The organism is Psychrobacter sp. TPE 89C, assembly GCF_055522395.1.
This window is the reverse complement of sequence record NZ_JBVFXW010000031.1, coordinates 1-17,368: the sequence shown is the minus strand read 5'-3', so window position 1 is coordinate 17,368 and position 17,368 is coordinate 1. Positions and strand designations below refer to the sequence as shown.

Sequence of the window (17,368 nt, the reverse complement as noted above, 5' to 3'; positions counted from 1 at the left end):
GCTCATCTATCATATAGAACAATGAGATTTTAGATATTTACCATCATTTAAGCGCCATAACCGGAAGCTGTAATAAATGGGAAGTCTCATGACAAGACGTTCTTTCTTCAAGTAATAATATGCGGATATTCATCCGATTATTCAAGTATAGTTAAGAAATTAGCGATAAAACTTAACAATAGGGCTACAGACGGTCAGAAAAAGCCCCTTTTTTGGTGCATGAATTGAGATGAAATTCATTGATTGTGAGAATTGAAAGAGTTGTTTCTACTTTCATCTCCCACGAAGAACTCTGAATTTAGAGGTAATAGCTGAGGTTATAAACTGAGGTTTTAAGCAGGGTTGTCGATATCGATAAAAGTCACAGGCACGCCAAATTCTTGAGATACTATCTTACCCAGTGCCTGAATGCCGCCTCGTTCTGTTGCGTGATGTCCGCAGGCAAAGTAATCAATCCCAAGCTCACGTGCGATGTGGGTGGTGCGCTCAGAGATTTCACCAGAGATAAACGCGTCACAGCCTAACAATGCGGCTTGTTCGATCATATCTTGCGCGCCACCTGTGCAGATACCGATACGTTCTATCAACCTATTATTTGTTTCAGAAGATGAGTTTTCATGATACGCAGCTGCGATATGAAGTGGTGTACGCCCTAATGCTTGAGTAATCTTTGCGATAAAATCATTAGTGCTCTGCGGTACACAAGTAGCAATATTACCAACTGGGTGAGATTCAGCAGGATATAGCGCACCAGTGATGGTCAGATCTAAAATCTCAGCGAGCATAGCATTATTGCCAACGATAGGGTGAGCATCTAGCGGTAAGTGATAGCCAATCATAGAGATACCATGTTGCATCAATTTGCGAATACGTCGACCTTTCATACCTGTGATAGTGGCAGGTTCGCCTTTCCAGAAGTAGCCATGATGTACCATAATCGCATCGGCATTATCGGCGATAGCAGCATTAATCAATGCCTCACAAGCAGTCACACCAGTGACGATACGTTGGATAGGTCGTCCACCATCTACTTGTAAGCCATTGGGTGCATAATCTTTAAATGCGTTGGCTGACAAATAGTCGTCACAAAACTGCGTTAGCGCCTCTGCTGTTATGGTGGTGTTGGTTGATTCTGTCGAGGTATTGATAGCCGTCATGGTATGCCCTTATCGTTGTCACAATCGGTCAAGTGATTGCAAATAATCCATAGTTTTTTATAATAATCATTTTAACATGGTGTTGTAAAAGAGTAGACAAAGCTACTAACTGAAATGGTACACGATACGTTACCATTTGGTATGGTTGGCGGTTATAATTTGTAGGCGTGAGCTGTACTGATTGATAGCGTCTCATTAGAGAGTGGCATCAATACTGGTCTTAGTGTTAAATAAAAAAAATCAAACCAGCAGCAGTGTTCACTCATTACTTATCATCATTTTCTGCATTAAATTTATAGAGGTTGTATATGTCGTCATCCCGGAACACCAATAACAAGACTTCTTTATTAAAATGGTTACCTTGGGTCTTATTGCTGCTAGTGCTGGCAGCGTTTATCTGGTTGTTTACGAGTATGAAGTCGACGTCAGAGGCTAAGTGGGAGCCGCCGAGAACCACCCCTGCCGAGCAGCAAGCCTCAGAACCCGTTGCCGATACGCCAGCACCTATCTCCTCTTACCATAATGCGGTTGCCCGTGCATCCCAGTCGGTCGTCAACATCTATACCACACAGACCGTGGCAGAGCATCCTTATATGGATGACCCTGTGCTGCGTCGGTTTTTTGAGTATCATGGTGGCCAATCAGCAGAGCAAGGCAATACCAACCTAGGCTCTGGTGTGATTGTGTCAGAAGATGGCTATATTGTGACCAATGCCCATGTCGTCGAAAAAGCCGATGAGATTACGGTTGCCTTTAATGACGGTCGTAAGAGCCGCGCTAGAGTGGTGGGTACCGATCCAGACAGTGATTTGGCCGTGATTAAAGTCGATATGACAGGATTGACGCCGTTAGGATTCCGTGAAGATCCTATTCGTGTGGGTGATTTGGCATTGGCGATTGGTAATCCGTTCGGTGTGGGTCAGACTGTGACCCAAGGTATCATCTCAGCGACAGGTCGTACTGGGTTGGGTGTGAATAAGTTTGAAGACTTCATTCAGACGGATGCTGCGATCAATCCTGGTAACTCAGGTGGTGCGCTGGTAGATGCTCGCGGTGAGTTGGTTGGTATCAATACCGTGATTTTTTCACAATCTGGTGGCTCTCTCGGTATCGGCTTTGCTATTCCTACCTCTATCGTAGAGCAGGTCATGAATGCCTTGATTAAAGACGGTAAGGTCAGTCGAGGTTGGTTGGGTATCGAGATACAATCACAGCTACGTGATCCAACGCAGTTAGAAACGTCGACTGGCGTAGAAGTGCTAAATGTCATTGATAAAAGCCCAGCTGCAAAGAGTGGTCTACGAGTGGGCGATATTATCTTGACCATTGATGGCATTGAGATGACGGATGCCAATACGTTGATCCAATATGTCGCTCGTAAGTCTCCTGATACACAGCTTGATGCACAGATATTGCGTAATGGTAATAACAAGCAGGTCACCATCTCGCTAGAAGTACGTCCAGAGCAAGAGCCTGTTGCGCTTCCTGCTTCTGTACAAGCCGAGAGCTTTGCTCAACCTGATCTTCAAAGTGAACAGCAAAACGTTCCAATGATGTCAGAAGCAGAGCGTGACCGTATGCGTGAAGAGCTGCTAAAACTGTTTGAAAATGATGGTGCTCCTCAGTAGTTACCTTTAACATCTCTCGTCATCTCGCATAGCAATGAGATATCAGTATAAAAAAAGCGCGCTATCTATATAAGATAGCGCGCTTTTTATTTGTTTTGCTCTACTTTACGATAGGCTCATGATTGATATGGATAACGCCTTGTACACGGCAACAGCAGGGCAGTATCTCATCCTCGTCAATCATGGCGAGTGGCTCAAATGGATAGTCGACCGTATGTGAGCTGGCGATACGTTTGACTCGGCAACTGCCACAATAGCCCTCGCGGCATTGATAATTAACCTCATGTCCGGTGCGCAGCAATCCATCGAGCAGACTCTCATCGTCATGCAAGTAAAACTGCTGTTTACTGGTCATTACCCACGTCATAATTCATCCTATTTGGATTTGACTATCTTGCTGCTATATCCTACCGCCATCGAAACGTAAAATACTGTTAACGCCTAAAGTACTGTTGACGCCCAAAACACTATTAAAGCGTAAAACTATTACAACTCAAATTTTATAGCTCAAACGTTACAGTTCAAAGCTCTTATAATTCAAAATCATCAAAATCACTGTCTGATAAGTCAGAGTCAATCTGACCAACCAAGTAAGAGCTGATCTCTGTCTCTTGCGGGGCAACTTGCACGTTATCAGATGATAACCATGTATTGATCCATGGAATCGGGTTTGATTTTGAGTTCGGGAACACGGCTGGCAAGCCAACCGCTTCCATACGCAAGTTGGTGATGAATTCGATATATTGGCAAAGAATGTCTTTATTCAGACCAATCATCGAGCCATCTTTAAACAGATAGCCTGCCCATTCTTTTTCTTGCTCAGCAGCCTTGCGAAATATCTCAATGCTTTCTTCATAACACTCTGCGGCAATCTCGACCATCTCAGGATCGTCACGACCATTGCGCATGAGATTCAGCATATGCTGCGTACCCGTCAAATGCAGCGCTTCATCACGAGCGATGAGCTTGATGATTTTGGCATTACCTTCCATTAGCTTACGCTCGGCAAAGGCAAACGAGCAGGCAAATGACACATAAAAGCGAATGGCTTCTAGGACGTTGACCGCGACGATACACAGATACATTTGCTTTTTCAGTGATCTCAAATCGACAGTAATTTCTTCGCCATTGACGTTGTGCGTACCAGCGCCGTACAAGCTATATAGCTGCGAGTTGCGGTATAGATCATCATAATACTGAGCAATGTCAGAGGCACGCTCTAAGATGTGCTCGTTTTTCATGATGTCATCAAAGATGATGTTTGGATCGTTGACGATATTACGAATGATATGAGTATAGCTGCGTGAGTGAATGGTCTCAGAGAATGACCATGTCTCAATCCAAGTCTCTAGCTCAGGGATAGATACGAGCGGCAATAGCACCACGTTTGGGCTACGACCTTGGATAGAGTCGAGTAGGGTCTGGTATTTGAGGTTACTCAAAAATATATGCTGCTCATGCGAAGACAGGTTGCCAAAGTCCATACGGTCTTTTGACACATCGACTTCTTCTGGACGCCAAAAGAATGACAGTTGCTTTTCGATTAATTGCTCAAAGATAGGGTGCTTTTGTTGATCATAGCGCGCTACGTTGACTGGATTACCAAAGAACATTGGCTCTTTTAGCGCATTGTTTGGCGTCTGTGAAAAAATCGAGTAAGTCATTGTTCTACCTTTATAAGTGATACGGTGGTGAATTCAGTTTGGAGATGTTGCTCTATAGCATGAGTAAAAAAGTATGAGTAAAAATGCGTTAGACGTTATTTATTATCAATTTGCTATTGCCAGTTATCTATTACAGGTTTTCTAGCGATATCTGTGAGGATTCTTGTCCCTCGTTCATATAGGCTTTGAATATTTCGCTCAGCTCACTATCATCTAGCGCTTCTAATTCATCTAGCGCGCTTTTGCGGAGGGTACTCACATCCGCATCTTCCGACAGTCTTTTAGTATCTTTTTTGGTGGTTCTTGACGCTGGTTTTTTGGGTGCTTTTGCCACAGATTTTTTGGCGACGGTTGTCTTTGGTGATTCATCCACACCTAACTGCTGACGCACTTCTGCAATATCAACCTCGACTTGTACGATATGCGAGCCACCATCGTTTAGGTCTGAAAATACGTTTGGGATAAACAAACCACCGTCTTTGATGATTGCGGTATATTGCACATGACCTCCGTCGTTTTTATTGTTTGTGTGTTTCTATATTTCTATGATAGCGCTGAACGCCTTTTATGATAAATGTGTCAATGTCTTAGCTTCATCATGGCTGGCGCGTCGCTAGACTGTCATATACATTGTTGTTTTCTCTTTTGCCAACTGCCAATACATAAACCACCACCACATCATCTTTTACGGTATATACCAGACGATAGCCTACGGTGCGTAATTTGATTTTATAAGTATCGGTATGTCCTGATAGTTTTGACGCAGGCACATGAGGGTTTGACAATCGCTGCTGTAGTTTTTTCTTAAACTGCTGCTGAATATTTGGCGCTATCTTTTTCCACTCTTTTAATGCCAAAGGGTGAAACTCAAGATTATAAGTCATCCAACGTTACCTTTACCGGTATCTGCCCATCGTTCAATCGTGCACTAACGGTTTGGCTTAATGCCATGTCGTCCATTGCTTCCATCATGCGCTCGAATACGTCTGTTGAGACTAGGTAAGCCACGGGTTTATTGTGGTTTAAAATAGCAATGGACTCACCATCTGACTGTTTAATCAGTGCCGACGGGTTGGCCTTTAATTCTGAGATACTGGCTGTCTGTGTCGCAAATATTGGTTGCATAACGTATTCTCCGTTAAAATTAAGCTCTAAATATAGGGCTAATTTTAGCACAGAAATTAGGTCTTATCTGTTGCTGTTTTAAATTTAAATATTTTGGGTAGCCAATCCCGCCTACCGCTTGTATCTGCATCGCCATCGTCGTCAGCAGGATACCGCTATAGTCGCGGCTAAAAAGCCTTGCTAGAGCGTCTTTCTTTTTTCTTAACGGCTTTCTATGCTTCAGAGTAGGTTGGTGTCGAGGCACGAGACCCAACTTATTATTCAATTAAAATCGTTGGGTGTCGCAAGCTCCACCCAACCTACGCTTGCTGACTCTTGACCATTCCAGCCACACTCTACACAAACATCATCTGTAAAATGATGGCTACAATTTAAATAGCCATAAAGTTTGTGAGCGCAATTAGGGCATAAACTTGCCATCTTTGAGCTAAGTGTAAAGTATGATGATTGGCATTCATCACAGGTGCTATTTGCTCTATTCATAACTTGATTCAAAGCCCAATATTTTGACGTAGTAGGCGTAGAGTACGCCTCGCGAACCTTTAAACACAATTTCTATATCATCGGTAGGCTGGGCGCACACTACAACTAAGATAATCGTTAATCACATCACTTTCATAAATATTAGCCATCATAAATCTACGCTTGATTTTGGAAATTTTAAGAAATTCAAAATGCGTTTCATAGATGTGATTTCTTACAAGGTAGAGCTTGTTATCTATCAAATAATAAGAGTCACCTTGAATGTCACAAATTTTATGTTTCTCATTTTTCTTTAAAAATGCTTTTGGACTAAATATTTTGATATTGTGACAAATCCCATCAAAAGCTTTCTCGAAATAATCGGACTGCATAAAGCAGGTGAATAATAAGCTTTCTAAGTTATCATAATAAAAAAGATCTTTTCTTTGATCGTAGTAAACGTATATTTTCCCAGTTTTGTTGTCTATGCATAGAAGTTCATCGGCAAAGTCTGTTCCAATATATACGGTATCCAAAGGTATTTTATCTGTATAAAAAATATCGTTATCTAGATAATATTCTTTGAATTGCTCAAAAGTAAAATCACTAAATCCGTTGATTAGAAGTGTCTTACAGTTACCATATTTAATTAAAAATTGTCGATGATCTTCTCTTAGAGGTATATTTCTTGAATTAACAAGTTCATCTAATTCATTAGCATCTACTGGTTCATTGTCCGAGATGAGTTTTGACATCTCTTGAATAAGGAAAGGAATAAGCATTTGCATTGTTATCCAACCTATTTAACAGGTGTAGGGTGCGCCTTGCGCACCTTTAAATATAATTTCTATATCATCGGTGCGCTGGGCGAACCTTACGATTCAATAAGCCAACCATTATCATTCGCAATACTTTCAATCAATTCAAAGTATACGTTATCAGAATGTTTCTTGAAATCTTGACCGATATCCGTTCTAATTTCGCTAATCAAGCCTTTAATCTGTTGCCAATTTAAATAGCTGATAAAGTCTTCAGGCTTACTGCTATTTATGTCGAATGACTCTTTAAATAGTATTGGCGGATGGTAACGTTTGCAATCATCTGGCGAGTCACCAACGACTTCCATAAATATACAATAACTTCTGTCATCATCTGCGGTGAATCTTAATTCAAGCGAGCCACCATCACGGTAAATCGTTGCATTAGCAGAGCGTTTATGACTGATTGGTGAAGACAGCTGCATTTTTATCCAACCTATCTAACAGGTGTAGGGTGTGCCTCGCGCATCTTTAAACACAATTTGCATATCATCGGTGCGCTGGGCGCACCCTACAATCTAAGCATATTCTATGAAGGCTTTGAGCCTCTAATAGGGTAATTTTTCTCACAATGCTCGATATTACCCATTAAGTAATCAGCTTCTAATAATCTACTGAAAAAATCAGATTGCATAATATTATTAGCAAGTTTGTCGCTAAAGTTGATCATCTGATTAGCAATTGAGTCATTTTTCGTGTCAGATGAAGCATAAATTAATTGTATATTCTCTGGAAGATAGAATTGCTCAAAATATGGAGCTTTATAGCTATTAATTGAGTCGTGTGCTCCAAGATCACAATCAACTATTATGCCTATTCTATAATTTCTGGGAAAATGGTTTTGTACGTAGTTCAAAATAATCGTGTGCCATCCTAGTTTCTCAGCATTAACGCTATTATTTATGTTAACGAACAAATGAGAGGCAAAAGGAATAAAAGGGTATTTACCTGTTTTATTGCATTCACTTATAGGTTTATTGACAAAATAAGACGAAGTTACGCTAACTAAATTATTGCTAATAAACTTTGTATTTGTGTCTATCGCTAAAAGAACATCAAAATTTTTGAAGACTGCTTTATCACAGTTAAATGGTAGTTCAGTATTTTTGAGTGGTGTCGAATTAGTTCTTTTTACTTTTCCAGAAGTTTTTTTGTAAGATGTTTCGACTTTCGCGTTATCTACGATTTGATTTCCTATTTCTAGAGAATCCTCAGTAAAGTTGTATTTGAGTTCAAGCTTACCTTCAAAATTATCTATATAGAATTCAATGAACTCATTTCTAGGTTTTTTGTCTGCCGTTTTCTTCGCCATATTCAAAACCTTTTTTATAGTTTAGTGGAGGTAAGTAGCGAGCTCAACCCAAAAGCTAAACCCGCCAACCGTCAGAAATTCTATTTAAAGAATTTCTCTTGCGAACCTAAAATTGCAGTGCAATTTTTTAACGGTTCTCAAATCTTACATGCACCGCCAGCACAATCATCTTCCATATCCGCTTGGGCATCGTTCGCACCATCACGAGTGTTATGGTAGTACAACGTCTTCACACCCATTTTATAAGCGTTTAGCAAGTCTTTTAGCAATATCTTCATCGGTACACGGCCACCAGCATAACGAACAGGATCGTAGTTGGTGTTGGCAGAGATACTTTGATCGACGAACTTCTGCATGACAGCGACCAGCTTTAGGTAACCGTCATTGTTTGGCATTTGCCAGAGTAGCTCGTACTGATCTTTTAGCTTATCAATCTCAGGCACGACCTGCTTTAGGATACCGTCTTTTGACGCTTTGATAGAGACCAGACCACGTGGTGGCTCGATACCGTTGGTCGCGTTGGCGATCTGACTAGAGGTCTCAGACGGCATCAAGGCGGTTAGGGTAGAGTTGCGTAGACCGTGCTCAGTGATCTCGCCACGTAGCGTTTCCCAATCTAGATGTAGCGGCTCTTGGCAGATTTTATCCAAGTCGGCTTTGTACGTATCGATTGGCAAGATACCTTGTGAATAGGTCGTTTCATTGAACGCAGGGCAAGCGCCTTGCTCTTTTGCCAATTTGTTTGACGCTTTTAAGAGATAGAATTGCAATGCTTCAAACGTTTGATGGGTCAGACCCAGTGCTGAGTCGTCTGAATAGCGTACGCCATTCTTAGCCAAGTAATAAGCGTAGTTAATCACGCCCACACCTAGCGTACGACGACGCATGCTGCCGTTTTGAGCCGCTTTAACTGGATAGTCTTGATAATCAAGCAGCGCATCAAGCGCACGGACGATTAGCTCAGCTGGTTCTTCGATATCGCTGACGTTGTCGACTTTACCCAAGTTGACTGCTGATAGCGTACAAAGCGCGATTTCGCCTTCTTCGTCATTGATGTTATCTAGTGGCTTGGTCGGTAGAGCAATTTCCATACATAGGTTTGACTGGCGAATCGGGGCAACCGTCGCATCAAATGGACTATGCGTGTTGCAATGATCGACGTTTTGGATATAGATACGACCCGTACTCGCACGCTCTTGCATCATTAGGCTGAACAAATCTGCTGCTGGGATTTGACGGCTACGAATGCTTGGGTCATTTTCGTACTTAGTATATAGCTCTTCGAACTTGTCTTGATCTTCAAAGAACGCGTCATACAAGCCAGGGGTGTCGCCTGGTGAGAATAGCGAGATGTCTTGACCTTTGATGAGGCGCGTGTACATGGTTTTGTTTAACTGTACGCCGTAATCCATATGACGAACACGGTTGTCTTCGACGCCGCGGTTGTTTTTGAGTACCAGTAATGACTCAACTTCTAAATGCCATAGTGGGTAAAACAATGTCGCAGCACCGCCACGGACGCCGCCTTGTGAGCAGCATTTCACAGCCGTTTGGAACAATTTATAGAATGGGATACAACCAGTGTGCTGTGCTTCGCCGCCACGGATAGGGCTACCAAGGGCACGGATGCGACCCGCATTGATGCCGATACCAGCACGCTGTGATACATAGCGTACGATGGCGCTGGTGGTCGCGTTGATAGAGTCTAGGCTATCACCACATTCGATCAATACGCACGAACTGAACTGACGTGATGGGGTACGCACACCAGACATGATAGGTGTTGGTAGTGAGATTTTGAATTGTGAAGTCGCATCATAGAAACGCTTTACGTAGTTCATACGCTCTGACTTGTCATAACGGCTGAACAAGCACATACCAACCAACATGTACAAGAACTGCGGGCTCTCATAGACGGTTTTGCTGACGCGATCTTGGACGAGGTATTTGCCTGCCATTTGCTCAACAGCGGCATAGGCAAGATTCATATCGCGCCAGTGATCGAGATACTCTTCTAACTCATCAAATTCAGCACGGCTGTAGTCAGCTAAGATATGCTCGTCATACTTGCCAGCATCCGTTAATGTTTTGACATGATCATACAGATGCGGAGGCGTGAATTTGTTATAAGCAATCTTACGCAAGTGGAAGATCGCCAAGCGTGCCGCTAAATATTGATAATCAGGCGTGGTTTCAGAGATTAGGTCAGCAGCAGATTTGATGATGGTTTCGTGAATGTCACGAGTTTTGATGCCTTCATAAAACTGGATGTGCGACTTTAGCTCAACTTGTGACACAGACACATTATCCAAACCGTGAGCTGCCCACTCGATTACCTTATGAATTTTATCCAAATCAATAAGTTCTAATCGTCCGTCACGTTTGGTCACTTTGATTTTGTCGATATGTGTCATGCTGGCCTCTATTTTGGTTGCTTATATTATTCGTTAAACGGTAAAGCCCGCTCAACGTTTTTTATCGTACTACTTATTTAAACACGCTATCTAAACAGGGTAAGTGCTAGTATTGGTTGCTCTTTTTTTAGGCAAAAAATACCCAATACTCGTAGTGACGATTAAAATCACTGAGTACTACATATAGCGTGTTTGTTAATTGGTAGGCACAATATAGCGGGAAAATTTTCAAAATACTATATTGATTTTAGAATAAAACTATGTTGCTACGAGGTTGTAGACAGTCCAAATTTTGGCAAAGGACGATGGGATAAGGGTTAGACGCAAATGCGCTCATTATAAATTTTTTGTAAAAATATCGTGATGGTTTGATTTTTATTTTGTCGGTTATTGTCGATAGATACAGGTGGTCATATCGGCAATAATGCGGGCGCAGATTGTACACCAAACCATAAAAAATCGCCACCCATATGTTATCAATAGTGAGTGACGATTTGGACGGAAAAGGGCTTGTTTTTTTCTAAACACCCATTACTGGTTTATACAACCATGCGAATCGTTTTGGCATTGTCTAGTGATTCATAAAGTGTGTTCACTTGATCGGCGGCAGTGAGGTATAAATTGACACGCGCTGAATGGAAACGACCCGTTTTAGATGGCTTGACTTCTATAGAGGCCAAATCAAAATCAGGGAACTGGCTACCGAGGATCAGCTTCACTTCATTAAGTAAGCTCTCGTGCTCGCCTTCGTGACCAATGATGCTAAGTGGATAGTTCATGGGAAAATCCCAAAGATCTGGATTTTGGATATCTGTTCTTTTGCCTTTTATGACATCTTCATTGGGTGTCATGTCCGTCATGGTAACGTCTTTGGCGTTTGGATTATTGCTTTGATTGCTACTGTTTTGATTATCAGTGTCTTTTGAATCATCACTCATGATGTGTGCCTCGCTTTTATTAAAATTTGAGCTATTAAGAAAATAGCTTTATTGCCCATTTATAGTGGCACTAAGCCTATTATTCAAGTGATGGGGCACCACAATTACGTTGATAGGGAACGCCAGCACCTTATTATCACTCTCTGTCGCAAACAGCTACTGCAAATAACTGTTGATAGGCGCGATCTCAGGCGGTAGGTCTGTCTCTCCCATCGCTTCTAATAAGTTGATTTCAATCGTGCGTGACAATGCCATAAGTGGCAGTTGATTAGATGCAAAACCAAATGGCTCCTCTAGCTCTTCACTAAGGGCATCTAAACCGAAAAAGGTATACGCAATGACAGCACAGATGAGGGGAGTCGCCCAACCGAGCGAGGCCACCAAGCCAAAAGGCAGCGTAATACAATACAGGTAAGTCGTACGATGCACTAGCAACATGTAAGCAAACGGCAGTGGTGTGTAATGAATACGCTCGCAGGCTGCCAAGACAATCGTCATAGACGTCAAGCGCTCGTCCATGTTTTGTACCATAAGTTCCGATGATAACTGTTGACGACGCACATCACCAAGCTGCTTACCTAAGAGGCGCATTAGATAATTAGGTAGGTTCCTCGATTGACGCATACTGTCATGATAGGTCGCTGCTACAAAAGGGTCGACATCTTGCCAAGGAGACGTACCGCGCAGCCGATGGCGCACAGCGTGAGAAAAGGCGATTGTCAGATGAATCATCGAACGTTGGGCATCGCGGCCAGCTTCGGTGTCATCATCTACAAATGAAAGCACTTGGCGGGCAAAGCTGCGAGAGTCATAGACCAGTTGACCCCATAGCCCTCGTGCTTCCCACCAACGTTGGTAGCTGGCATTGTTCCGAAACCCTAGAAACAATGACAATGCGATCCCTAGCAGGGTAAAAGGGGCCATACCATAATAAGGAAAAGAGTCAGGATACCAGTGTTGCACAATCGTTATGAGTGTGCTGAGAATGGCGATAAGTAAAATTTGCGGATAGACTTTCGGAATGACTGATCCACGCAGGGTAAGAAATATCTTAAGGGCGTTTGGTGTTTGCCGGACAATCATGTCAGTTTCCTAGCGATGGTACGTATATATTTCTGGCATAGTATATAGTGTAAGATTGCACTATAGGATAAAAACCTACTAATTTTTCGCTCTAGTTAATCTATTAAAAATTGACATTTTATAAACTTTTCAAAAGAGTAAATAGAGTGTTCGTATTCTTGTTAAGCTGACAAAGAATATTTCCTTATAAGAAAATTTGGAACTTATATGTTGAATTATATTGAAGTGGATAGACAGTTTTCAGTTGTTTCTAAAGATAAAGATGATTCACAAGATATTGAAAATTACCTTAAATTTAATGCTGGACAGTCTGAGTCATGGGATTCACTTCTCAACGAGTATCGTTGTGTCGTACTCGCTGAGGCAGGCGCAGGAAAGACAATAGAATTTAGAAAAAAAGCTGCTTTACTAGAAAATAGTGGGGATTATGCTTTTTTTATTAGAATTGAAAATATTGATCGTCACTTTTATGACAGCTTTGAAGTTGGGGATGAGGAGGCGTTCGATAGTTGGTTAAATTCAAATAAAGAGGCATGGTTTTTTCTAGACTCTGTAGATGAAGCCTTACTTACCAGTCCAAGAGCATTCGAAAGAGCAATACGGTATTTTGCCAAAGCGATTAAGAGAGGTCAACTTAGAGCACACATATATATTTCTAGTCGACCTTATAGCTGGAGAGCAAAGACTGATCAAGAATTAATGGATGAAGTTTTGCCACTAAAGGGCAGTGATTATCAAGAAGGGTCTACCAGTAATGATAAAAAACCTCCTAGTACGCTTAAAGTTTATAGCTTACGTCCTCTGGATAGAGAAAAAATCGCTGCATACTGTCAAGAAAAGGGAGTTAAAGATACTGATCAATTATTAGATGAGGTTGAAAGGATTGACCTTTGGAGCCTAGCTGAAAGACCGTTTGACTTAGATACAATAATCGATAAATGGAAAGAGGATAAGTCACTTGATGGACGCCTAGAGCTTATACAGCATAATATTGATCTACGGCTCAAGGAGAGTCATAGCGCTGGCTCTCGTACCGCATTAAATACAGATTTGGCGCGCAGCGGGGCACAGCGCTTGGCGGCAGCTGTAGTATTAACAGGAAATGCAGAAATTAATGTACCTGACTCGGAGCGTAATAAAAAGGGAATAGATGCAGACACCATACTGTACGACTGGGATAAAGGTAATGTAAGAAAACTATTAGAAAGTGGACTGTTTAACGACATTTTATATGGCGCAGTACGATTTAGGCATAGGGATATACGCGAGCTATTGGCAGCAGAGTTTTTTAGTTCGATAATAAAAGATAATTATAACCGTTTACAGATTGAGTCTTACTTTTTCAGAGACCCTTTTGACGTAAATATTATTACCCCTTTGCTTCGTCCAGTACTGTCTTGGCTAATTCTATTTGATGAAAATATTTGCGCTAAGACTTTGAATATAACACCAGAAATTATCATTGGAGGCGGTGATCCTTCTAAACTACCTTTACATACAAGACAAAAAGTAATTTTAAAGCTTATTGACAGTATCGATAAAGATCGCTATAAAGCTTACATAGGAAGCGATACAGCAATTGCCAATCTTGCCCAGCCTGATTTAGAAAGTGATGTGCTCGAACTTATTAGTGGTTATAAAAATAACGACAATATCATTCTATTTCTCAGCCGATTGGTGCTTCAAGGAGCACTGTCGAACTGCGTCAGTGCATTGATACCTGTCATTATCGATAATAACAGAGATAAGTATACGAGAAGAATAGCTGCCAATGCAGTTATGTCAATTGGAACTCAAGAGCAAAAAAATACTGTATGGCAAGGCATTAATAATTCTAATGAGGAGATTCCAAGATGGTTGTTATCAGAGTTAGTTGTTAAGGCTGAGCCAAATACATCAACTGTTGATTTTATTATTCATGGAGTTGTTAATTTATCCGAACCAAATGAATTTACGCCCACAGCCTTGTCTGGAGCAGTGTCTGGATTTATTGAGCGTGCAAATAGTGATGTTACTGCTTATCTGTTAAATAAGCTCCACAGCCATCTAAGCATAAAGATGTTGAATGAAACAGAAAGGGACGAGGTGTCAAAACAAGATGCGTGGCTGATGAGTGTGGCGCTGAAATGTATAGAAAGGTTAACTTTAGCAAGGAATCAATATGCTCTATCAAATACATCACTATTAGTATTGGCTCGTGCAGCTGAGTTAAGATTTTATCGAGAAGTACGTTTCGATGCTTGTGAAACGAATTTGCACCATATATTACCTCAGTGGACTGAATTGAACGATGCCTTGTACTGGTACAGTATAGAAGACGCAAGAAAAAGACTGAATAGTACTGATCAACCTTTGAATTCTGACTTACCTCTATTTTATAGAGATAATTACTGGAGGTTTGAAACGTCTGATTTTTCAAGAGTGCTTGCGTATGTCGGGTCACGACCTTTGAATGATAAACTAGTCGCACTTGGCAATGCGCATCGAATATATTATCAGAGCGACTGTCCCACTGATATGTTGGACGATTTGCGTAAAGCTGTATCAGGAATTGATATACTTCAAGATAAACTAGAAAGATTACTGAATCCTGAAATCAGTGAAAAAATGAAAAATTATGAAGAAGAATCAAAAATTAGGTGTGAGAAGGCGAGAAGAAGACAAGATGATTTAAAGAATATTAAGAAAGATTGGATAACACATTTACGCAATAACCCATCCGAAGTTGTTACACCTTCAGCAGGAGAAGGTGAAATTACTAATAATCATGTATGGTTATTAGATGAGATAAGAAAAAATAGCTTAGATGCCAGTTGTCTATATTGTACCAACTGGAAAAGCCTTATTCCTGAATTTGGTAACAAGGTTGCTTTAGCATACAAAGACTTTTGTATGAATTATTGGCGGTGTTATAAACCTCGATTAAAATCAGAACAGGATGTTAATAATTCAATTTCTAACGCTTTACTAATTGCTTTATCGGGTCTAAAAATTGAAGCCGATGAATTTAGTGACTTCCCAAACTATTTAGACAATAATGACCTGAATACAGCATTGCGTTATATTACTTGGGATATTAACGGTTTTCCCAGCTGGTTTGAACGAGTGCATAGAGCGTTTCCAAAAGCCACAGAAGATGCAGTACTCAAAGAGTTAATTTGGGAATTAGAAGCCTCTAGTTCTGAGGGTTCTTTGAGTTGTATTTTGCAGGATTTGATTCATCATGCCCCTTGGCTTCATGAATTTATTGCTAGTAGAGTATTAGACTATTTGATGAGCCGTACTAGTCCAATGACTATTCGTAAAGAGTATTGTGTAAAGATATTGATTGAGGGTGGTGTTGAATCTGAAAAGCTAGCCACACTAGCTGATAAATATATAGCACTTAATGCGGATGACTATAAAGAAGTGGCTTGGTGGTTTGCGCTATTGGTTGATAATGATGCAGATAATGGTATTTCAAAGCTTGAGGACTGGCTATCTGGTTTGAATAATACAGATGCTCAGCAACAAGCTGCAGCTATATTCATTACAGGCTTATTAGGCGGAACTTATACTCAGAAAACAGTATATAACGCAGGAAAATTTAAGACAGCCCCTCATTTAAAGACCCTTTATATGCTGATGCATAAATATATTGAGCTAAGCGATGATATAAAAAGAGCTGGCAAAGGAGTGTACTCGCCAACGATTCGTGATGATGCTCAAGATGCTAGAGATAGATTATTAAATTATTTGGTAGAGACACCAAGCAAAGAGAACTATTATGCACTTAAGCAAATCTCTAAAGAATATAAAGATAGCTTACATAAGTTGTTGCTGCAAAAACGCGCTTACGAAATGGCAGAGAGATATGGAGACATAACTCCGTGGTCTGCCGAGCAGTTTAAAGAGTTTCATAAACACAGAGTATTATCTCCTCGAACACATAGACAGCTTTTCGAGTTGGCTGTACAACAGTTAAATGCGCTCAAAGGTTGGATAGAGAATGGTAATGACAGTCCGTGGCGAACTTGGCAAAAAGCGGTAGAAGAAAACGAAGTCAGAACGCTAATAGCAGGCTACCTAAATCAACACAAAGGCGGTCACTATACCATTGCTGAAGAACCTGAACTGGCTAATGAGCAACGAATGGATATTTGGCTTGCTAATCCAAATGTCCAATCCCCAGTGCCTATTGAGTTAAAGTTACTTGATAAAAACTGGAGTGGTAGAAAGTTATGTGAGCGATTAAGAAACCAACTGGCTGGCGACTATTTAAGAGAAGAATCAGCAGGATGCGGTATATTTCTTTTGATTTCCTTAAATACTGAAAAAAACTGGATGGTTGAAGGTAAAAAAGTCAGTATTGAAGGTCTAGCACCAGCCCTAAAGGAATATTGGAAAACTATTTCCCATGAGTATGTAGGTGTCGAAGAAATAGAAGTGATAGTCATTAATATGAATAAACGAGCTTTAGTTTGCAACACATAGCTAAAATAGCGAACGGATCGAAGTATAATTGAGGTATGTGGTACTAGTTTGAGATTTCAATCCTATAGACCTAAATATGGAATGTTTTAGTTACGCAGCCTGACTATAATAACTAAACCAAATATATTTTGTAACCTAAACTATTTCAAATACGAGTCTGGTCATATTCAGGCTCAACATGATTAATTATATAACAAATAATTTTTCAACGTACCCTAGGAGCTCTCTATGGGTGCGTTATGCAATTGCTGAGATATTAGAAAATTTTAATATTATTAGGGCGTGTTGAATAAT

The 17,368-nt window shown here is 40.8% G+C and carries 14 protein-coding genes; 2 read left to right on the top strand and 12 right to left on the bottom strand.

Annotation, left to right across the window (positions count from 1 at the left end; genetic code table 11):
• Window positions 1-332: 332 nt before the first annotated feature.
• Window positions 333-1,157: a Nif3-like dinuclear metal center hexameric protein gene (locus tag ACZW67_RS10060; RefSeq protein WP_465183136.1), complete on the bottom strand. Its 825-nt coding sequence runs from the start codon at window positions 1,155-1,157 to the stop codon at window positions 333-335.
• 308 nt (window positions 1,158-1,465) lie between these two features.
• Between ACZW67_RS10060 and ACZW67_RS10055 the strand changes: the two genes are divergently transcribed.
• Window positions 1,466-2,785 (top strand): S1C family serine protease, encoded by a 1,320-nt coding sequence (locus ACZW67_RS10055; protein ID WP_465183135.1) that lies wholly within the window; start codon window positions 1,466-1,468, stop codon window positions 2,783-2,785.
• 100 nt (window positions 2,786-2,885) lie between these two features.
• On the opposite strand, the gene yfaE is transcribed toward ACZW67_RS10055, so the two are convergent.
• The 11 genes from yfaE to ACZW67_RS10000 form a co-directional block, all read right to left on the bottom strand.
• Window positions 2,886-3,152, bottom strand: coding sequence for a class I ribonucleotide reductase maintenance protein YfaE (yfaE, locus tag ACZW67_RS10050; RefSeq protein ID WP_110922985.1), 267 nt, complete (start codon window positions 3,150-3,152; stop codon window positions 2,886-2,888).
• A 163-nt stretch (window positions 3,153-3,315) separates the two neighbouring features.
• Window positions 3,316-4,449, bottom strand: a complete 1,134-nt coding sequence (nrdB, locus tag ACZW67_RS10045) for a class Ia ribonucleoside-diphosphate reductase subunit beta (protein ID WP_465183134.1) — start codon at window positions 4,447-4,449, stop codon at window positions 3,316-3,318.
• A 130-nt stretch (window positions 4,450-4,579) separates the two neighbouring features.
• Window positions 4,580-4,951 (bottom strand): hypothetical protein, encoded by a 372-nt coding sequence (locus ACZW67_RS10040; protein ID WP_465183133.1) that lies wholly within the window; start codon window positions 4,949-4,951, stop codon window positions 4,580-4,582.
• A 94-nt stretch (window positions 4,952-5,045) separates the two neighbouring features.
• On the bottom strand, window positions 5,046-5,333 hold the full coding sequence (locus ACZW67_RS10035) for a type II toxin-antitoxin system RelE family toxin (protein WP_465183132.1): 288 nt from the start codon (window positions 5,331-5,333) through the stop codon (window positions 5,046-5,048).
• Entirely contained in the window at window positions 5,323-5,574 is a 252-nt protein-coding gene (locus tag ACZW67_RS10030) for a type II toxin-antitoxin system Phd/YefM family antitoxin (RefSeq protein ID WP_439293212.1), read from the bottom strand. Before ACZW67_RS10030 ends, ACZW67_RS10035 begins: the two co-directional genes overlap by 11 nt.
• A 560-nt stretch (window positions 5,575-6,134) precedes the next feature.
• Window positions 6,135-6,824: a hypothetical protein gene (locus ACZW67_RS10025; protein WP_465183131.1), complete on the bottom strand. Its 690-nt coding sequence runs from the start codon at window positions 6,822-6,824 to the stop codon at window positions 6,135-6,137.
• An 86-nt stretch (window positions 6,825-6,910) separates the two neighbouring features.
• Window positions 6,911-7,279 carry a hypothetical protein gene (locus tag ACZW67_RS10020; RefSeq protein WP_465183130.1) on the bottom strand — a complete coding sequence of 123 codons (369 nt, stop codon included), beginning with the start codon at window positions 7,277-7,279 and terminating at the stop codon, window positions 6,911-6,913.
• A 104-nt stretch (window positions 7,280-7,383) separates the two neighbouring features.
• Window positions 7,384-8,166: a hypothetical protein gene (locus ACZW67_RS10015; protein WP_465183129.1), complete on the bottom strand. Its 783-nt coding sequence runs from the start codon at window positions 8,164-8,166 to the stop codon at window positions 7,384-7,386.
• A 137-nt stretch (window positions 8,167-8,303) separates the two neighbouring features.
• Window positions 8,304-10,580, bottom strand: coding sequence for a class 1a ribonucleoside-diphosphate reductase subunit alpha (gene nrdA, locus ACZW67_RS10010; RefSeq protein WP_465183128.1), 2,277 nt, complete (start codon window positions 10,578-10,580; stop codon window positions 8,304-8,306).
• Window positions 10,581-11,119: 539 nt separating this feature from the next.
• Window positions 11,120-11,440 carry a YbeD family protein gene (locus ACZW67_RS10005; protein WP_465183150.1) on the bottom strand — a complete coding sequence of 107 codons (321 nt, stop codon included), beginning with the start codon at window positions 11,438-11,440 and terminating at the stop codon, window positions 11,120-11,122.
• Window positions 11,441-11,674: 234 nt separating this feature from the next.
• Window positions 11,675-12,601 carry a bestrophin family protein gene (locus ACZW67_RS10000; protein ID WP_194197490.1) on the bottom strand — a complete coding sequence of 309 codons (927 nt, stop codon included), beginning with the start codon at window positions 12,599-12,601 and terminating at the stop codon, window positions 11,675-11,677.
• 207 nt (window positions 12,602-12,808) lie between these two features.
• Here ACZW67_RS10000 and ACZW67_RS09995 point away from each other — a divergent pair, with 207 nt between their 5' ends.
• Window positions 12,809-17,074 (top strand): NACHT domain-containing protein, encoded by a 4,266-nt coding sequence (locus tag ACZW67_RS09995; protein WP_465183127.1) that lies wholly within the window; start codon window positions 12,809-12,811, stop codon window positions 17,072-17,074.
• Window positions 17,075-17,368 lie beyond the last annotated feature (294 nt).